Genomic DNA, 19,462 nt, shown 5'->3' on the forward strand with positions numbered 1-19,462 from the left:
AAAAAAAGCGTTACCTAAATAGTAACGCTTCTAATCTATATTATCCTAAGTATGTCTTAAGAATTTTACTTCTAGACGTATGTTTTAATCTACGAATAGCTTTCTCTTTAATCTGTCTAACACGCTCTCTAGTAAGATCGAATGTTTCTCCTATTTCTTCTAATGTCATAGGATGTTGATCACCTAAACCGAAGTATAAACGTACAACGTCAGCTTCTCTAGGAGTCAAAGTCTCTAATGCTCTCTCGATTTCTGTTCTAAGAGACTCATGAATAAGCTCTCTATCTGGATTAGGAGACTCACCTGAACGCAATACATCGTATAAGTTAGAATCTTCTCCTTCTACTAACGGAGCATCCATTGATAAATGACGACCAGAGTTCTTCATACTCTCTTTTACATCATTTACAGTCATATCAAGCTCTACAGCGATTTCTTCTGCTGAAGGTGGACGTTCATTAGATTGCTCTAATAAAGCATACATCTTATTAATTTTATTAATAGAACCGATCTTATTCAATGGTAAACGTACGATACGAGATTGTTCTGCTAAAGCTGATAAAATCGACTGACGAATCCACCATACTGCATAAGAAATGAATTTGAATCCTCGTGTCTCATCAAAACGCTGTGCAGCTTTGATCAGACCTAAGTTTCCTTCATTAATTAAATCGGGTAATGTCAATCCTTGGTTTTGATATTGCTTTGCCACTGATACTACGAAACGTAAGTTTGCTTTCGTTAATTTCTCTAGTGCTCTTTGATCTCCTGCTTTGATTCGTTGCGCTAACTCTACTTCCTCATCCGCAGTAATTAAATCTACTTTACCAATTTCTTGCAAGTACTTATCTAGAGAAGCGGTCTCACGATTCGTTACCTGCTTGGTAATTTTAAGTTGTCTCATATTATTTCTATCCTTATTTTTGCTATGATGTGCTCTTCACACATTAGTTATACGTACACTATTACTAAAAGGTTACAACATTTTTAAAAATATTTTTTAACCTCATATTATCTACACAAAAAAAGCGCCACAAAATCAAAATCCTGTAGCGCTAACTTTATTTTATAAAAAATATAACTCTTTTATGTTAGTAGTAATTCTCTTTACTTAATTCTAGCTCATCTACCTCTACCTCATCTAGATACCTTTCTAAGCTATCATCTAACTCCTTCATCCATGGTGTATGATGCTCTTCAGCAGTGACACCTGTCATCACAGAAGTATATACTTTATCTCTATAATTTAGAATATTAGTTTCTTTATCATTTAACCAACTTTTAAACATCTCTGCCACTCTATCTAGATCAAAAGTAGGATAATCTGTCAGCTCTATCAATTCCTTAATATAATCAGTTTGGAAATCTACATGTTCCTCTCCTGTTACAGATGTTTTTTCTAGTTCTACCCACTTAGCGATATCCTTATCCCTAGTTTCTTTGTTAGGTAAAGTGATACGCCCTAACATATAATCTCTAGCAAACCAAGCTTGCGTATCGAACATATTGAACGTGTAATATTGATCTTGCATTCCTAAAAAGATTAGTCGTTCATTCTCATTGAACACAACTCCTTTATACAGATTATCTGGATATAAGTTATTCTTTGTCTTTAACCTTAAATTATCTGGCAAGAACGGGAACTTATGTTGGTACCCCGTACACAGAATTACTGCGTCATATTCCTTCTTAGAGCCATCTTTAAAGTGAGCCACATTATCCTCGAAATGGGTTACAATGGGTTTCTCCTCAATCCCCTTAGGCCATTTAGCCCCAATAGGATTGGTTCTATACGAAATAGTAACTGATCTACTACCGTGTTTAAAACATTGTACACCGATATCCTCAGCAGAATAACTACTTCCTATTAACAAAATATCTTTATCTATAAACTGATCTGCACCTCTAAAATCGTGCGCATGCATCACTGTTCCAGGAAAACTATCTATTCCCTTAAAATAAGGCATATTTGGCGTTGAGAAGTGTCCCGTTCCCACAACTAAGTAATCGAAGTACTCCTCAAAAGTTTCATTCTTTACTAAGTCATCGAATATAACTCTAAACTGCTTCTTATCTTCTAGGTAATCTACCCATCTAGCCACAGTATTAAACTTGATAAAATCTCTTGCATTACTCTGCTTAATACGCCCTTGTATATAATCGAATAACACCTCTCTCGGTGGGTATGAAGATATAGGTTGTTTAAAGTGCTCCATAAATGTATAATCAGAGAACTCTAAACATTCTTTAGGCCCATTAGACCATAAGTATTTATACATACTCCCGTGTATTGGTTCACCATATTTTCCTACACCTGTACGCCAAGTATAGTTCCACATTCCTCCCCAATTATCTTGTTTTTCATAACATTTAATCTCTGGAATAGGGTTACCTTTTTTTTGTTCTGACTCGAACGCACGTAACATGGCTAATCCACTCGGACCAGCACCAATAATTCCAACTTTTAAATTTAACATAACTACATAACGAATTTGTCCTCACTATAAAGTGAAGAAATTAATAAAATGATTATCACTGATTGCTCAGCCGAGATAGAATACCACATGTTCGTATTCTATAATAGATACATCTAATAAGCGATGTACATTAGGCAGCATAATTATATGCTGAAAATAAGGTCAAGTATATCAAACTTGAATTTGGATAGGAGTTGAATACACGTGCTAGAAATATATAAGCACGCCACCCCCTATTAACGTTAATTGCTAATATAATACAAATTAATGACTTAACCAAAAAACACCATTATTAAACGCAAAAACACAACTATCACAATGACAATAATCAGCAATTTACAATATAGATATGAAAATAAGAAGCGGAATATACTAACATATATCTAATATAGTCCCCCACAGACTAGCTATCTCATAAAAATGAATACAAAAAAAGGACACCTATTACTAGATGTCCTTTATATAATAAAAAGAATTACTCTTATTTATTTTCTTGTTTTGGAGCCGCGTCTTTTTTCTCTTCTCTAGGAGGACGTGGCATTAAAGCTTTACGAGATACTTTAGCTTTTTTAGTTTTAGGGTCTATACCTAAATACTTAACATCTAATTCATCTCCCATTTTAAGAACGTCAGATACATTCTCAATACGTTTCCAATCTAATTCAGATACGTGAAGTAAAGTTTCTTTACCTGGTACAAATTCTACTACTGCACCGAAGTCAAGCATCTTAACCACTTTAACATGGTAAGTCTCACCTTCTACTGGAGAGAAAGTAGTATTACTAATAGCAGCTAATGCTCTATCCATACCTGCTTGATCAGTACCTAATACTTCGATGATACCATAATCACCTTCTTCGTTAATAACGATAGTAGTACCAGTTTCTGCTTGAATCGCTTGGATATTTTTACCACCTGGTCCGATAACTGCACCGATAAAGTCTTTAGGAATTGTAACAGTAACAATCTTAGGAGCTTTAGGTTTAACAGTAGGATTAGGCACAGCGATAGTCTCTTGTAATAATCCTAAGATATGCATACGACCATCATGAGCTTGTTTTAACGCTTGCTCCATGATATCATAAGCTAATCCTTCGATCTTAATATCCATTTGACATGCAGTGATACCATCTTTAGTACCAGTAACTTTAAAGTCCATATCTCCTAAGTGATCCTCATCACCTAAGATATCAGACAATACAGCCCAACGTCCAGTTTTTGCATCAGAGATAAGTCCCATTGCAATACCTGAAACTGGTTTTTCAATTTGAATACCTGCATCCATTAATGCTAGAGTACCAGCACATACAGTGGCCATAGAAGAAGAACCGTTAGACTCTAATACCTCAGATACTAAACGAATAGTATAAGGACAGTCTGCAGGGATCATGTTTTTCAAAGCACGTTGTGCTAAGTTACCATGACCTACCTCTCTACGAGAAGTACCTCTTAATGGTTTTGCCTCACCTGTAGAGAATGGAGGGAAGTTATAATGTAAGTAGAACTTCTCTTCACCTTGCTCACTTGGTAAGTCGATAATATTCGCATCTCTTGATGTACCTAGTGTTACAGTAGCTAACGCTTGCGTTTCACCACGTGTAAAGATAGAAGACCCATGTACTGAAGGCAAGTAATCTACTTCACTCCAGATAGGACGAATCTCAGTAGTCTTACGACCATCAAGACGAATGTTTTGATCTAAAATAAGGTTACGTACAGCCTCTTTTTGAGTTTTCTTAAAGTATGTACTGATCAGTTCAGCTTTCTCTTCTAAATCTTCTTCAGAGAATAAAGCTTTAACTTCTTCATACACCTCAGCGAATTTCTCTCCACGCTCAGATTTAGCACTAGCATGAGAAGCTATTTCATACAATTTAGCATACGCTGCATCATGTACGATTTTCTCCACCTCTTCATCAGTTGCTTCTGGTTCGTACTCACGGTAAGTAAGTCCTAATGCAGCACGCATCTTCTCTTGAGCTTCGATCTGAATTTTAATCGCCTCATGAGCAAACTTTATTGCATCAATCATTTCTTGTTCTGAGATTTCTTTCATCTCACCCTCCACCATACATACAGAGTCTTTAGATGCACCGATCATCATATCAAGATCAGATGCGTCTAGTTGTTCTCTAGATGGATTGATGATGAACTGCCCATCAACGCGAGCAACTCTTACCTCAGAAATAGAATTATAGAATGGAATATCTGATACTGCTAATGCTGCAGAAGCAGCTAATCCAGCTAATGCATCAGGCATTACATTTTCGTCATGAGACATTAATTGAATCATAACTTGTGTTTCTGCGTGATAGTCATCTGGGAACAATGGACGTAAACAACGGTCCACTAGACGCATTGTTAACACCTCTTGGTCACTCGGACGAGCCTCACGTTTAAAAAAGCCTCCTGGAAAACGTCCAGCAGCAGAAAATTTTTCTCTGTAATCTACAGTTAAAGGAAGGAAGTCTACACCAGGGTTAGCAGTTCTCGCTGATACAGCTGTAGCTAAAAGCATACAGTCTCCCATACGAACAACTACAGAACCATCTGCTTGTTTCGCTAATTTCCCAGTTTCGATCGAGATGCTACGGCCATCTCCTAAATCGATAATCTCTTTAGTTACCTTAGGAATCATAATAAATTAATACTTTAGGGTTTCTGTCTCTCCGAAGAGAGACATTAATAATTGTGTGTTGTGTTGTGTGTGTTGTGTAGTTGTATGAAACCCAATGAAAAACCAGTCTTTTTCTGCAAAAAGGCTAAAAAGAAAAAGAGGCGCACAAAGGCACCTCTTCTCTATATTGATTATTTTCTAATACCCAATACTTTGATAATCTCACGATATCTGTTAATTTCTGTATTCTTTAAGTAGTCAAGAAGTCTTCTTCTTTTACCTACTAAAAGAACTAATGAACGTTCTGTATTATAATCTTTACGATTTTTTTTCAAGTGCTCAGTTAAATGCGTGATTCTGTATGTGAACAAAGCGATTTGTCCTTCAGCAGATCCAGTGTTAGCTGCAGCTCCACCGTGTTGTGCGAAGATCTCAGCTTTTTTCTCTTTTGATAAATACATGCCAATATTATTTTTAATGATTTTTATGCATGAAATACGGTGTATCCATATTTACGTTTGCAAAGGTAATTTTATTTTTCAAAATACAACTATAAATAATACACTTTTTTTTAGGTTCTTATTTACCCTCTAGTACATTGATTACCAATACCTCAATTAATAACAGCATAATCTAAACATAACGCAAGTCTTCTTTATAATAGGAATTAAATAAACAATTTAGCTATTTCTACATTTAGTAATTCTAAAAATGATTGATCCTCAGCTGTAAATGCATTAATCGTATTAGAATCAATATCTATTTGCCCGATATTAACTCCATCAACAAATAACGGAACTACGATCTCAGACTTAACGGTAATACTGCATGCGATATAATTATCTTGAGCAGTCACATCTTCTACTAAAAAAGTCTCATTACTAACAGCCACCTGTCCACAAATACCCTTACCAAAGGGAATCACTGTATGGTCTGTCTCAGGACCGCTGTAAGGCCCTAAATGAAGTACTCTCTCTTCTGGCACTGCAAAGTAGAACCCAACCCAATCATAGTAAGCTATTTTCTCATTTAACAGAACACATACTTGCTTTAACTTCTCTGTTCTATCTAATACATTAGATTCTAATATTGCCTTAGTTGCCACTAAAAGCTCTTGATATAAATTATTCATCTTAATTATGGTTTTATAGAAAAACAAATATAACAATCACTTCATTCTATCAATAGAAGTATTTCAAAAAAACTTACACATAGGTATAAAAGCAAAAAAGCATTAGAACTCACCTCTAATGCTTTTTTCAAACAACAATATGTAATTTCGTAGCCAAACTCACAAACTACAAAATATAATAATCTTTTTTATAGCAATTCTTTTTATTCCTTATTCGTATTGCTTTATCAAATACTTAATCAAATCAGTACTAGTAAGCATTCCTACTAATATATCTCCATCCATAACAGGTAATGATCTAAATCCTCTTTCGATAATTATTTCGGCTGCATCCTTAATACTACAATCTGCTTGTATAGTCACAACGTCCTTAACCATTACTTGTTCTATAGAGAACATATTATATATAGTGGTATCAATAATATCATCATTATCTCCTACCGTCTCTGCTAAACTAATTCTTACTAAGTCAGTATAACTGAGAATCCCTACTAACTCTCCTCCAGATAACACAGGAAGATGTCTAATCTTGTTCTCTTTAAATAACTTTTCAGCATTTGTCAATGAATCTGTTAGATTTAACTTGACAAGTTTTGAAGCCATAATACTAGAAATTGGTACATTCTGTCTCATATCATAACTTATTTTGTTAGGACAAATGTAACCTAACACTATATCTAAAAATATGATATTTATCAGATTCCATCTTTTTTCATTTATTTTTTTAAAAAAGGCAATTTTATTTTCAGTCTAACACAACACCAATTGCGTCCTCCCTTAGCGTTTATCACTACTTATCACTTCACACAAAAGAAATCTACCCCTACAGAATAATCTCTACCCACTACAAAAAAAGAATATTACCTCTCTCTTCAGCAGTCTTTTTTATTACTAAAATAGGGGTGGTCGGCTTGTGGTCGGCATATGATAGGCATGTGCTCGGCTAAAAAGTACTATAAATAAGCCCATCACTACCCGATCACATCCCCATCAATATCCGATAATATAAAAGTAGGAGTATAATAAAGAGATAATAAGAGTATAAAACAGGCTTTTAAAAAATCTATTCTTTAACTAGGAGATAGCTTGCTACATAAGTCATCATTATAGCAAACAGTAAAGTTTATAAAACAAAAAACGCTATTATCTAATCATAGATAATAGCGTATATATTTTGCGTCCGCGGGAGGGTTCGAACCCCCAACCCTCAGAGCCGAAATCTGATATTCTATCCAGTTGAACTACACGGACATTAAATCTACTATTTAGACAATAGAGATTTTACTGCAGATGAGATGGTCTTACCATCAGCTTTACCAGCTAATTCTTTAGTAGCGATTCCCATTACTTGTCCCATTGAAGACATACCACTGAAACCACCATTCGTAATTATCTCACCTATTATTTTTTGAACTTCTTCTTCTGATAATTGCTCTGGCAAGAATTGTTCTATGATTGCAGCTTGTGCTATTTCTGGCTCAGCTAAATCATTTCTACCTTGCTCTGAAAAAATATTAGCACTGTCTTTTCTCTGCTTCACTAATTTTTGAAGGATTTTAATTTCTTCTTCCTCAGTAAGATAAGCTTGTGCTCCTGATTGAGTTTGAGCTAATAATAACTCTGACTTTACTGCTCTTAATGCTTCTAAAGCTACTGTGTCTTTCGCTTTCATTGCACTTTTTATAGCGTCCATGATCTTTGATTGTAAACTCATATCAATTATTTTTATTTTTTGCAAATATATAAAAAAGCCCATGTAACTAACAAAATCATGTAGTTATAAGTTCACTAAATTCTTTATATTATACAATAATCAACTTATTTATCCGAATAATGTACCTCTTTTCTGTTGGGAATCAGAATTAAAAGTTTTAAAAATTAACTTTTAAAAATATTCATAATCATAATAAAATTTGATATTTGTCAAAACTCGTCTGAACTCAATATAGAGACGGTCAACTAAAGCATCAAACCAAAACTAACAAACATAAGAAGCGATATAACGTAAACAAGCAATAAAACATTATAAACACCTATTACTACCTTACAAAATATGCTAACTTCTATCGAACTAAAATCTACCTATGGTATAGAGGTAGGTAGAGCTACTTACCTTACAGAAGACACTGTGCCGTTCGAACAACACAAAGATGTCTACCAGCTTCTCTGGTTACAAAAAGGAAAAGTAACTGTCACCCTGACTACGAACAAAAAAGAAATTAAAGAAGGAGACTGTCTATTCTTAGGAAAGAATGAGCTATTTCGCTTAACTGCTTCTGAGAGTTACACCTTGTACTATGTTCAGTTTACAGATAATTTTTACTGTAGAACAGAACTTGACAGTCACTTTCTTAGTAAGTGCTTCTTCTTTGATAATACGAATGCTATTAATTCGATCACGCTTAAGCCGGAGCATGAAGTTTTTGTACAGTGTTATTTCACCACCTTACTAAAGCTAAAATCAAAAGAATATAGTGAAGTACATTATATGTTAGCTCATAATATTATAGAGAGAGTTCTTCTATATATTATGGCAGGACATATAGAAAAGTTTGTCAGCTTTAATAAAGAGAAACTTACTCCACTACAAATACAACATACTGTCAAGTTTAATGAGTTAATCAAAAATAACATTAGAAAAGAAAGAAACGTTCATTTCTATGCAGAACAGATGAATATCTCTATCGCTAAGTTAACTGAAGTGTGCAAAGAAGTATTTGGGACTACGCCTAAAAAAATAATAACGAGTGCAGTGGTCAACGAAATAAAGCTATTATTAAAGCATACTCCGATGACCATTAAGGAAGTTGCTTTTGAGCTAAACTTTGAAGACGTGAGTAACTTCATCCGTTTCTTTATAAAAGCAACAGGACTGAGCCCTAAAGAATATAGAGAACTATTATAATATCGTTTATCCCTTCTCCCCTTGTAATGACTATTTACAAGGGGATTTTTTACATCCTTCACAGTCAATTCTCTCTCCGACTAAATAATCCTAACAAAAAGAGGTTTTAATACCGTTTAAACTTAAAAACCTAAATAACAACAATCTACTACTATTTAAAGTGTCAATAACATATAAAAACACATCTTAGACTACATAAAACAAATTCACAAATCTTTAAAATCAAGGCTTTTATTAAGAATATTTTATCACATTATGTGATAAATGACAATTCTTTGAAGATAAATGACACTATTTGAGAATCAAAGCTGCTATACTTTTGCCAAACAAAATAACAAATCAAGTATTCCCACAATTAAAAAGAAATAAGCAAATGAAAACAACATTTAAATTAGTATTAGTAGCAGTTTTAGCTTTCGCAAGTACTTCAACTTTCGCACAAGACAAAAAAAGTACAGGAAGCACAAACTTAAACGTTAACTTATCAGACGTTTATGAATTGACTGTTAAGAATCCTAATGTAAATATCCAAATGAACACTGTAGAACAGTTTCAAAAAGGTAGTACTTCAGGTGAATTACAAAACCACTTAGAAGTAACAGCTACTCAAAAATATGAAGTAAAAGTGATCGCTAGCAGTGATTTAACAAATGATGGAGTTAGCATCCCTGTAAACACAGTAGAAGTAAGAGTAAAAGGTAACAATAACTTAGCAGAAGGTGCTGCACCAGCTAACTTTAATGCTACTCATAACATCACTCCATTAGCTACTACAGAGAGCAGCTCTTTAATCACTACATCTGCAGGAAGTGCTAAGATGGGATATGCTATCGAATACGCTATACCAGCAAGCCAAACTTCTGCATATACAGACAAAAAAGCAGGTACATACAGCACTACAGTTACTTATAACTTATATGCTCTATAATAAGATATAGCCTTATACAATATAAATCTACTGTAGTGATATCATTCACTTCAGTAGATTTTTTTTTGGACTAAAAAGCGAATTAATACCCTCTGCTTCTATTCCATTTATTTGTTACCCAAAACAGCTAAAAACATTGACGATTATTGACTTTGTACGCTTTTTTTTACTAAATTTAGAATATCTAAAACAGATGATATGAGACAATTATTATTTACCTTCTTTTTGATCTTAGTCAGTGTGGTAATGCATGCTCAGAATACTGCGCAAACTAACCTTATCGTGACTCTAAAACCAATACAGTCTATAAAGATTAATGATCAACAATCTAATATCAATCTGTCTTTCGAAACAGTAGAAGATTATACTAAAGGAAAGATCAGCGACCAAGCAGATCATATAGAAGTAATGAGCAGTGGTACTTATGAAGTAAGGGTGGCTGCTAGCTCTCCGCTGACTAGTAATAATGAACAAATAAGTTTAGAAAACATTAGTCTAAACCCTACATTAGGAACTATCGGTGACTTTAGAGAAAATATAACCATGATACCTGTATCACTATCTATGAAAGAACACAATATGATTAGTTCTAATCTAGGTGATGTGAAAAGAACTTTCAATGTGTCTTATAAAATGGATGCATCCGAAGAATTATTAAATAAACCAGTAGGTACTTATAGTACTGTAATTACTTACACTATCTTATCATTGTAATATTACACGTGTTTAAAAAATCATTATTCATCACACTCCTCTTCTGTGTCACCAGCATCGCTATGGCTCAGATAGGATCTACAAGGGCTAGGATAGTACTAAACTTTAAGGAGCAACAATCCTTGGTTATCTCACATTCTACTGTAGATTTAAACTTAAATAGAGGAGAAGTATATACACAAGGGGCAGAAACAGGTATTCTGAAAAATCATGTGATCATAAAGTGTTCTACTCCATACGAATTGTCAGTACGCACCATAAATCCATATTTTCAATATGAGTCAACATTGTCATCACTGCCTGTGTCTATCATTCATATCAAGCCAAGTGTAGCCACATCTACCCTATTAAACTTCCCGTTGAGATTAAGTACAATCAACTTATCTGATAAGCCTCAGATAATCTTACAATCTGAGAACAGAAGTAACAGTCAACAAATAGATGTCAATTACGCGATTCCGAAACAAAACATTGTAAGTATATTAAATAAAAAAGCAGGAACATATAAAACAGAGATTATATACACGCTACTGCCTCACTAAAATTAAAGCACCACATCATAATGAAAAAACTAATACTACTATTCCTTTTACTAAGCGCTCTTCCAATATTCGCACAAGCAGGACTGTCTATCTCTCCTGGTAAAATGTACTTTAGAAATGCTGCTGGAACTATAGCTACTCAAAAAGTTCGTATAGCCAATCCAAATGACAAAGCTGTCGAAGTAGGAGTCTCTATTGGAGATTGGAATTATGATGAAAGAGGTAGTAATAATGTAGTAGAAGCAAATACATTAGAAACTTCGGCTTCGCAATGGATTCAAGTATTACCTAACTCTTATTTTTTAATTGAACCAAACGAAGTCAAAGAAGTAGAGATTATACTTAATGTTCCTCAAGACCTGCCTGCTAATATACCTGTACATACAGCGATGGTGTTCTTCACTCAGTTAAACCCAGGGAATGCAGTGGATGAAAATGGTGCTGCTATCAAAGTGACAGTGCGTATGGGACTAAAAGTATATCATGCAAATCAAAATAATACAGAGTCTGTAGAAATAGTAGATATCAAACCTGCCAAGACTGTTGAGGGGGAAAAAGCGATAGAAGTTAACTTTCAGAACGATGGAAAACTATGGAGTGACGGAAAGATGACAGCCAGTATTTTCAATCAACAAACAGGAGAGAAAACAGCATTAAATACACTAGATTTTTACAGTCTACCTACTGACGTAAGAAAACATATTATACCACTACCGAATCAACTAAAATCAGGCACTTATACCTTTATTATCCAACTAACTTATGGCAAGGATAATATCGTAAAAGTGGCAGAACTAGACTTCACGCTATGAACCTAAAGTTAAATATATACATCAGCCTATTTTTATTACTACTGAGCAATACGGTATTTGCACAGTATGACTTAAATATTTATGGAGGCGGACAGTCTGTATTAAATTCATATAATGATCTAAAAGTAGGGAAGACAGAGGATAAACAGATTTCTGTACAGTTTCGCAGATTCTACGGAACACCTTCTCCTACCAAATGGAAGTTAACGGTAAGACTACTCGATGATTACTATGCAGGCAACTATATGGTACCTGCTGAGATGTCAACATTAAGTACGAATAAACAAGGGGGTAATTTTAATCAACTTGCCTTCAGTGTCGTAGGAAGAGATTTACCTCTAAGCAAATATCAAGAAAATACGATCATAGAGAGTACAACACCTCTACCAGAAGGTAACTACTATACCTTAAACTTTGACTTGACTATTCGAGGAGGTGTACATTTACTGACTATCCCTAACAATACTTATATGAGTACATACGAGTTCTCCTTATATGATACTTCATCAGGTAGAGATCAATTACTTCTGCGTAAAACATCTGGTACTGGTAATGCAAGATTCCAAATTAACTATGTAGGAAATCACGGAGATCAAATAGCGGAGTTGCGAAATGGTGCTAGTGAATTTGTCTTTAACTTTGATTCACCAGATGATATTGTAAAAGGGAAAACGATCACGATTAACAATGCTCTTTACATCAAGAGCTATCAAGGTCATCAAGTACTCGTAAAGACGGCAGACAATATGATGTATAATAACACGATGTCGAATAGCTTACCTGTTTCTATACTAAAACTAAAGGCGACTTTAAATAACCTTGAAGGAGGTAGTCCTTCAGATGCTAGAGATGTAAAAATATTCGGTCCATTATCACTATCCGCTAATGAACAGCCTCTTGCCTCCTTCTCGAGATGGAGTCAATCGATGTCATATAACCTTGAACTGAGCATTCCTCCTAATCAAAAGGAATTACAACAAGCCAGTGGTAGATACGAAACTTATTTATACTTTGTAATTGTCCCTAATTAATGCTTAAACAGCTTTATACATTACTGTTTATCTGTTTGTTTTTTCTTTCTAACGCACAACAAACACCTATACACCTAAAGTTTACGGATATAGAAACTCCTGCGGATGAATATGGTAATATCTCATCAGCCATAGAAGTATCTAATGTCAGCAATACACAATGGTCTGGGAATATCAAGATAGAAGGTAATTCTACTAACTTACGCATATCTAGTAACGCTAATAAATTCATTCAGATACACCCTGGACAGAGAGTCTATGTCCCTATCATAGCGAATATAGACCAGTCTGCTAGTAGTGAGATAGATTTGTTCATAAGAGCTAGTCTAAGCAACAATCTAAATCAAATCATACAAGTAGCTGAACAAAAGATTTTAATACAAAGGAACAGACGTATCTTACTTCAAAATCAGAACAATCATCTACAGTTCCAAAAAATAGGAGATACGATACATTTAAAAGCTTCGATTCAGAATAAAGGTAATACTTCTGAAAAACTTCATTATATCATAACCTTTCCGAATCAGGTCAATAAACACCGTACTCATACTTCTCATATCACATTAGCTCCACAGCGAGATACTCTTATTACTATCAACCAAATCATCTCGAAAGAAGCTGTTAAGCTAGAGGATTTTGATATCACTGCTACGCTATTATATGAAAATGGAGATTTCATATCTCGTACTAACTACAGTGTCAGTTCTTTAAAATCTAAACGACGATATAAAATAGATAATTCGAATACAGATCCTTATTACCAGAGAAACACGATAGAACTCAACCGTGTTAGTGGGAATAATGTGATGAACTCATTTCAGTTGATAGGTTCTACAGAAGTGCACCTTAGCGAAAAGACTAGAATAGGACTAACTGGAGATCTAATCTATTGGGACAAGGAGAACAAATATAATCTACGTCACTTCCTAGCAGACATCAAGACCGAAAAAGTACAGGTACTAGCTGGTAATATTTACCAAACAGGGGAATTCTCATTACAAGGACGAGGAATACAAACTAATATTAATATAAAAGACTCCATTTCTATACAAGGTGGATACTTAGATAAAACCTATTTAATCACAGATGCAAGTGATCGCTCTATTGGTTACAATACATGGATTGGGTTTACTTCACTTAAACATAAATGGAGACAATCACAACTGTACTATGACCTAAACCATCGTTATGATGAGAAAAAGACACTGTGGTATAATACATTTAGCCTATGGAATACGCCTACATTTAATTTAGAAGTGATGGAAGGTGTGTCTAATATAGATAGCAAGGAGAATAATCAATTAGGAGCCTTTATAGGGATAAATGCATATGCCCGATGGGACAAGTATCAATTCCAAACAAATAGCTTCTACAGTAGCCCTTATTATGCAGGTATTAGACAAGGTGCTTCTCAGGTGTCTAGTAGCATCAGAAGAAACTTTGATAAGCATAGTTTTGGCTTGACACAAAGTTTCGTCCACTATGCTCCTAAATACAGTTATACAGACTATAATAACTCAAAACAACAATCTAATACAATAGGACTGAACTATTCCTATAGAATGCAGACCAATATGCTTCTGCTTAGTCCACGTTATGTAAATGAACAACGATTCAATTACAAAACTCAATTAATGGATGACTTAGATGCATTGAGATTAAGTACTTCATTCAATCACAATAGTTTCACTAGTGGCTTAGGATATAATGTATCACTTGACTTAGGAAACTATCTCTCTAAGGTAAGTTTAACAGATAAATTACACTACCGCTTAAATGCAGGTGTCAACTATAAAAGTGTTGATTTTGGCGTAAGTTATCAGTACAATTATAGCAATCTAAGTGAAGTTATCAATTCGAATTACTTAGGTTTTATAGATACAAGTACTTATACTAATCTGATGATTATGGGAAACTATAGACAACGTTTTTTCAATAATCATGTAGGAGTGGTACTTAACGCTTATTATACGAAGACATCAACGACAGATGACTTATGGCAATTAAATAGTCGCTTAGAATATAAGTTGACAAAGGACTTTGATATCTATGTTAGTAGTTATAACAACTATGGAGGCTTTTCTAAGAACAATAAAACAAATTACGTACAAATAGGTGTAATCAAACAATTAATGCCTTATAAGCCTTATGAGAAAGCGTATACTCTAAAGATAATCGTTTACTACCAAGATGAAGCGAATAATAACTATCCTGCATCTAATAGAATAGTCTATATCAACAATAAATCATTTATCACGAATAAAGAAGGAGCAATAGAATATAAAAAGTTACCTCTTGATAGCTATACCATACAAGTCAAAAATGATCAGGAATGGTTTTCTAATACAGATAAGATCGTATTAAAATCAGATACCACACATAGCATTCACTTAAGACAGACAACTACGTTGTCTGGTAGTATTAATTATGAATTCTCTGAGAACTCACATCTTATCAATAGAAATCTCTCTGGACAACGTATCGTAGCTCAAAGCCATACTGGAGAAAGCTACACTACCTATACGTCAGATAGTGGTAACTATATTCTATACATTCCTAAAGGCGACTATATACTAACGCTATACCCAGAGAATAGTGCTTATGTAGATGTTCTAAAAAATGCTATCAAAGTAAGTACCCATATTAATCAACCGCAGATAAATAATTTCACTATTAAAATCAAGGATAAAGAAGTACAAACTAAAAAGTTTAACTCTATCCAATTCTAGCGTCAAAATATGGCGAAAAATAAAAGGACTATCTTTCGATAGTCCTTTTAAATAATATACTTGTAATTAATCTACATTATCGTGTAAATATGAGTTGTTAGATCTTAACTGCCCATCGTTATTACTATCTAACCCGAAAGTAATACGTGACTTATTAGTTGTCTCGTCTGACTCGTGTAAGTCTACTCCACTTCTTTTATAAGCTGGCTCACGCTCTAACTCTGTTAACTGACTGTTCGTATTATTAAACTTGTAGTTAAACTCTTTCATCTTTTTTCTGCGTTCAGCAGCACGACTCTTAAGTGTAAACTCCTCGATACTCATTTCTATAGGGTTTACTTCATCTAGTTCCTCTTCTACTACTGCATTAGATGCTTCTACTACAGCTGGAGTTGGTTCCTCTGATTTAATAGAAAATCTAAATTCATCTTCTATTGCATCTTGATGTTTATTAATCGGTTTTGCTGATGCTAACTCACTTTCTTTATCTGTATAATCTTCTAAAGAGAACATGATAATTTCTTCTTTAGGAGCAGCCATATTTTGAACTGATTTAGCTTCATTACCATAAGCAATATTGCTTTTTGCTTCTACCACATCATCCTCTAAATGATACACGACAGGAGCATTTGCTTGTGGTTGTTGAGACACTTGTGTTTCTGGTCTTTTTGCTACATTTACAATAACAAACTCAGGATCAACAACATTTATATCTCTTATATCTTTTGTTTTTGCTAAATTTTGCTCTTCTGAAATACTAGTATTTTTTTTTACTTCCTCAGAAGGCGTTACGATTTCAAAAAAAACATCTAATCCATTAGCATCACTTGCTTTCTCAGTAGCTTCTGCTGTCACTTGATTTACTTGAACGTCTTCCTCATTCATTGCCTCTACAGAGATACCTTCATCAAGATCTTCATCTTCAAAATCGCCTAACTGATGTACAGTAATTTTTTCTGTTTCTTCTACTGCATCTTCTGAAGAAGAAATAATAGTAGTAACCTTAGATAATGGCTCATCTGGAGAAGAGTAGCCGAAAGACTCTACAGATGAAGCTTGCATTAAATTATGCTCTAACTTCTGATCACCTTCTAATACGTGAATAATCTTATTAGGCTCACCTGTTGTAACAATACTTTTTTGTTGTTCGATATTGAAACCTGTAGCAATAATTGTTACAGAAATAGCATCTCCTAAAGACTCATCTTCACCAACCCCCATAATGATGTTAGCATTATGCCCAGCTTCTGTCTGGATGTGGTCGTTGATTTCACCTATCTCATCAATTGTAATCTCATTTGCACCAGACACAATTAATAACAATACATTCTTAGCACCGCTAATCTTATTATCATTTAATAGAGGAGAATCTAATGCATCTACAATAGCATCTTTAGCTCTAGTTTCACCAGAAGCTGTAGCAGATCCCATTATAGCAGTACCACTATCAGATAATACAGTCTTAGCATCCTTTAAGTCAATATTCTGAGTATAGTGATGCGTAATAACTTCTGCGATACCACGAGCTGCAGTAGATAAGACTTCGTCGGCTTTGGAGAAACCAGCTTTGAAACCTAAATTACCATATACCTCTCGTAACTTATTATTATTGATAACAACTAAAGAGTCAACTTGTTTACGTAGACGTTCAACCCCTTTTAAAGCTTGGTCTTGTCTTACCTTACCTTCGAATTGGAAAGGAATAGTAACAATACCTACTGTAAGGATATCACGTTCTTTAGATAACTGAGCAATAACTGGAGCAGCACCTGTACCAGTACCACCACCCATACCAGCAGTGATAAATACCATCTTAGTGTTGGTATCTAACATCTTCTCTATCTCTTCTATACTTTCTAAAGCAGACTGTTGGCCCACTTCTGGATTAGCTCCTGCTCCTAACCCTTCCGTAAGGTTAACTCCTAACTGAATTTTAGTTGGAACTGGACTATTTTCTAATGCTTGAGAGTCAGTATTACACACTATAAAATCTACACCTTTAATTCCTTGTTGGAACATGTGATTAATAGCATTACTTCCACCGCCTCCTACACCTATTACTTTGATAACGTTTGATTGGTTTTTCGGTAAATCAAACTTTATTCCTCCAAAATCTGTATTCTCCATATACGTAGCCTTTTTATTCTTGCTTTTCAATAAAATCTTTTATTTTTCTAAAAAAAGTACCAAAGAAATTTGATTCAAATTTTTCTGCCGTTGGCGATCTAAATTCAGTCTCTTTTGGTTCTTCAGAAACTTTAGGTCTTTCTTGACTTACTGTTTCTATTGGATCTTGTGATACAACTGGTTGTTGCACCACAGGCTCTGCGCGATTAACAACAGGCGCCTCCACTTCTGGAACTCTATTCTCAACAGCAATATCTGCTAATGAAACAGCTCCTTTTATATGATGTCTTTCACTTTCCATCACTAATCCTACCGCAGTAGCGTATAATGGACTAGAAATCTCTAAACTAGAGTCTCCAGCTAAGTGCTCATTAGGATATCCTATACGAGTATCTATACCAGTGATATATTCTACTAATTGCTTAATATGTTTTAATTCAGAACCTCCTCCAGTTAAAACAATTCCTGCAATCAATTTCTTCTGTGGGCTTTCATATCCATAACTCTTAATTTCAGAGAATACCAATTGTATGATCTCTTCTACTCGAGCATGAATAATCTTAGACAAGTTCTTTAAAGATATTTCCTTTGGTTCTTTTCCTCTTAACCCTGGAATAGACACAATCTCATTATCTTTATTTTCTCCTGGCCAAGCAGACCCAAACTTTACTTTTAGTATCTCAGCTTGACGTTCTATAATAGAACATCCTTCTTTAATATCTTCTGTAATAACATTTCCTCCGAAAGGCACTACAGCTGTATGACGAATAATACCGTCTTTAAAGATAGCTAAGTCCGTTGTACCACCACCGATATCGATAAGTGCTACCCCAGCTTCTTTTTCTTCTTGACTTAGAACTGCTTCAGCTGATGCTAAAGGCTCTAAAGTAATACCTGAAAGCTCTAATCCTGCATCTTTAATACATCTCCCTGCATTCTTTATTAATGCGGCTTGACCTACTACTACATGGAATACAGCTTCCAAACGACTTCCATACATTCCGATAGGTTCCTTAATACCAGGCTCTCCATCTATTTTGAACTCTTGTGGAAGTACGTGTATAATTTCTTCTCCTGGAAGCATACTCAACTTCTGAACTTGAGTAATTAATTGCTCTATGTCCTTGTCTCCTATTACTTCATCAGGATTATCTCTACTTATATAATCACTATGTTGAATACTACGTATATGCTGTCCAGCTATACCTACTACTACATTCTTAATCTTATACCCAGCTGCTGACTCAGCATCAGTCACAGCGTTTTGAATAGATTGAATGGTCTGCGTGATATTGTTAACAACACCTCGTTTAACACCTAGACTTTTAGCTTTACCTAATCCTAAAATTTCTAGTTTACCGTATTCGTTTTTCTTTCCAATCATTGCGACAATCTTAGTTGTCCCAATGTCTAAACCTACAGCTATATTTTCTTTTTCCATACTCTTT

16 protein-coding genes and 1 tRNA gene are annotated in these 19,462 nt (G+C 34.5%); 7 read left to right on the plus strand and 10 right to left on the minus strand.

All coding sequences use genetic code 11. The features are described from left to right. Positions 1-40: 40 nt before the first annotated feature. The 8 genes from E0Z07_RS03290 to E0Z07_RS03325 all read right to left on the minus strand — a co-directional run bounded on the left by E0Z07_RS03290 (position 41) and on the right by E0Z07_RS03325 (position 7,940). A complete protein-coding gene (locus tag E0Z07_RS03290; RefSeq protein WP_002987652.1) occupies positions 41-904 on the minus strand; it encodes a sigma-70 family RNA polymerase sigma factor in 864 nt (287 codons plus the stop codon). Positions 905-1,091: 187 nt separating this feature from the next. After that, positions 1,092-2,477, minus strand: coding sequence for an NAD(P)-binding domain-containing protein (locus E0Z07_RS03295; protein WP_006262183.1), 1,386 nt, complete (start codon positions 2,475-2,477; stop codon positions 1,092-1,094). A gap of 481 nt (positions 2,478-2,958) precedes the next feature. Beyond that, the gene (locus E0Z07_RS03300) at positions 2,959-5,115 is read right to left on the minus strand and encodes a polyribonucleotide nucleotidyltransferase (RefSeq protein ID WP_006262184.1); all 2,157 of its coding nucleotides are present in this window, start codon (positions 5,113-5,115) and stop codon (positions 2,959-2,961) included. 170 nt (positions 5,116-5,285) lie between these two features. Next, positions 5,286-5,555: a 30S ribosomal protein S15 gene (rpsO, locus tag E0Z07_RS03305; RefSeq protein WP_006259669.1), complete on the minus strand. Its 270-nt coding sequence runs from the start codon at positions 5,553-5,555 to the stop codon at positions 5,286-5,288. A 206-nt stretch (positions 5,556-5,761) separates the two neighbouring features. Further along, a complete protein-coding gene (locus E0Z07_RS03310; protein ID WP_041894370.1) occupies positions 5,762-6,226 on the minus strand; it encodes a GAF domain-containing protein in 465 nt (154 codons plus the stop codon). Positions 6,227-6,436: 210 nt separating this feature from the next. After that, complete coding sequence (locus E0Z07_RS03315) at positions 6,437-6,859, minus strand: CBS domain-containing protein (protein WP_006259671.1); 423 nt, start codon at positions 6,857-6,859, stop codon at positions 6,437-6,439. Positions 6,860-7,403: 544 nt separating this feature from the next. Then, positions 7,404-7,477 (minus strand) — tRNA-Arg (locus tag E0Z07_RS03320). 10 nt (positions 7,478-7,487) lie between these two features. Next, complete coding sequence (locus E0Z07_RS03325) at positions 7,488-7,940, minus strand: GatB/YqeY domain-containing protein (RefSeq protein ID WP_131540280.1); 453 nt, start codon at positions 7,938-7,940, stop codon at positions 7,488-7,490. 339 nt (positions 7,941-8,279) lie between these two features. Here E0Z07_RS03325 and E0Z07_RS03330 point away from each other — a divergent pair, with 339 nt between their 5' ends. The 7 genes from E0Z07_RS03330 to E0Z07_RS03360 all read left to right on the plus strand — a co-directional run bounded on the left by E0Z07_RS03330 (position 8,280) and on the right by E0Z07_RS03360 (position 15,887). Beyond that, a complete protein-coding gene (locus tag E0Z07_RS03330; RefSeq protein WP_131540281.1) occupies positions 8,280-9,131 on the plus strand; it encodes a helix-turn-helix domain-containing protein in 852 nt (283 codons plus the stop codon). Positions 9,132-9,504: 373 nt separating this feature from the next. Then, a complete protein-coding gene (locus E0Z07_RS03335) occupies positions 9,505-10,059 on the plus strand; it encodes a hypothetical protein (RefSeq protein ID WP_006259674.1) in 555 nt (184 codons plus the stop codon). A 198-nt stretch (positions 10,060-10,257) separates the two neighbouring features. Beyond that, positions 10,258-10,773 (plus strand): hypothetical protein, encoded by a 516-nt coding sequence (locus E0Z07_RS03340; protein ID WP_131540282.1) that lies wholly within the window; start codon positions 10,258-10,260, stop codon positions 10,771-10,773. Positions 10,774-10,835: 62 nt separating this feature from the next. Beyond that, positions 10,836-11,315, plus strand: a complete 480-nt coding sequence (locus tag E0Z07_RS03345) for a hypothetical protein (protein ID WP_006259676.1) — start codon at positions 10,836-10,838, stop codon at positions 11,313-11,315. 20 nt (positions 11,316-11,335) lie between these two features. Next, entirely contained in the window at positions 11,336-12,127 is a 792-nt protein-coding gene (locus E0Z07_RS03350; RefSeq protein ID WP_131540283.1) for a fimbrial biogenesis chaperone, read from the plus strand. Continuing rightward, entirely contained in the window at positions 12,124-13,158 is a 1,035-nt protein-coding gene (locus E0Z07_RS03355) for a hypothetical protein (RefSeq protein WP_131540284.1), read from the plus strand. The genes E0Z07_RS03350 and E0Z07_RS03355 overlap by 4 nt, the downstream gene beginning before the upstream one ends. Next, positions 13,158-15,887: a porin family protein gene (locus E0Z07_RS03360; protein ID WP_131540285.1), complete on the plus strand. Its 2,730-nt coding sequence runs from the start codon at positions 13,158-13,160 to the stop codon at positions 15,885-15,887. The genes E0Z07_RS03355 and E0Z07_RS03360 overlap by 1 nt, the downstream gene beginning before the upstream one ends. 66 nt (positions 15,888-15,953) lie before the next feature. On the opposite strand, the gene ftsZ is transcribed toward E0Z07_RS03360, so the two are convergent. After that, on the minus strand, positions 15,954-18,014 hold the full coding sequence (ftsZ, locus tag E0Z07_RS03365; RefSeq protein WP_016650328.1) for a cell division protein FtsZ: 2,061 nt from the start codon (positions 18,012-18,014) through the stop codon (positions 15,954-15,956). 13 nt (positions 18,015-18,027) lie between these two features. Continuing rightward, positions 18,028-19,455, minus strand: a complete 1,428-nt coding sequence (gene ftsA / locus E0Z07_RS03370; protein WP_071306909.1) for a cell division protein FtsA — start codon at positions 19,453-19,455, stop codon at positions 18,028-18,030. Between the last annotated feature and the right edge of the window lie 7 nt (positions 19,456-19,462).

The organism is Myroides odoratimimus (assembly GCF_004337635.1).
Taxonomy (GTDB): Bacteria; Bacteroidota; Bacteroidia; order Flavobacteriales; family Flavobacteriaceae; genus Flavobacterium; species Flavobacterium odoratimimum.

Bases quoted from the DNA above. Each gene is read 5' to 3' on its own strand.
- rpsO (WP_006259669.1), bottom strand. From the start codon at position 5,555: ATGTATTTATCAAAAGAGAAAAAAGCTGAGATCTTCGCACAACACGGT.
- E0Z07_RS03315 (WP_006259671.1), bottom strand. From the start codon at position 6,859: ATGAGACAGAATGTACCAATTTCTAGTATTATGGCTTCAAAACTTGTC.
- E0Z07_RS03335 (WP_006259674.1), top strand. From the start codon at position 9,505: ATGAAAACAACATTTAAATTAGTATTAGTAGCAGTTTTAGCTTTCGCA.
- E0Z07_RS03290 (WP_002987652.1), bottom strand. From the start codon at position 904: ATGAGACAACTTAAAATTACCAAGCAGGTAACGAATCGTGAGACCGCT.
- E0Z07_RS03325 (WP_131540280.1), bottom strand. From the start codon at position 7,940: ATGAGTTTACAATCAAAGATCATGGACGCTATAAAAAGTGCAATGAAA.
- E0Z07_RS03295 (WP_006262183.1), bottom strand. From the start codon at position 2,477: ATGTTAAATTTAAAAGTTGGAATTATTGGTGCTGGTCCGAGTGGATTA.
- E0Z07_RS03300 (WP_006262184.1), bottom strand. From the start codon at position 5,115: ATGATTCCTAAGGTAACTAAAGAGATTATCGATTTAGGAGATGGCCGT.
- ftsA (WP_071306909.1), bottom strand. From the start codon at position 19,455: ATGGAAAAAGAAAATATAGCTGTAGGTTTAGACATTGGGACAACTAAG.
- E0Z07_RS03340 (WP_131540282.1), top strand. From the start codon at position 10,258: ATGAGACAATTATTATTTACCTTCTTTTTGATCTTAGTCAGTGTGGTA.
- E0Z07_RS03350 (WP_131540283.1), top strand. From the start codon at position 11,336: ATGAAAAAACTAATACTACTATTCCTTTTACTAAGCGCTCTTCCAATA.
- E0Z07_RS03310 (WP_041894370.1), bottom strand. From the start codon at position 6,226: ATGAATAATTTATATCAAGAGCTTTTAGTGGCAACTAAGGCAATATTA.
- E0Z07_RS03345 (WP_006259676.1), top strand. From the start codon at position 10,836: ATGGCTCAGATAGGATCTACAAGGGCTAGGATAGTACTAAACTTTAAG.
- E0Z07_RS03355 (WP_131540284.1), top strand. From the start codon at position 12,124: ATGAACCTAAAGTTAAATATATACATCAGCCTATTTTTATTACTACTG.
- E0Z07_RS03360 (WP_131540285.1), top strand. From the start codon at position 13,158: ATGCTTAAACAGCTTTATACATTACTGTTTATCTGTTTGTTTTTTCTT.
- ftsZ (WP_016650328.1), bottom strand. From the start codon at position 18,014: ATGGAGAATACAGATTTTGGAGGAATAAAGTTTGATTTACCGAAAAAC.
- E0Z07_RS03330 (WP_131540281.1), top strand. From the start codon at position 8,280: ATGCTAACTTCTATCGAACTAAAATCTACCTATGGTATAGAGGTAGGT.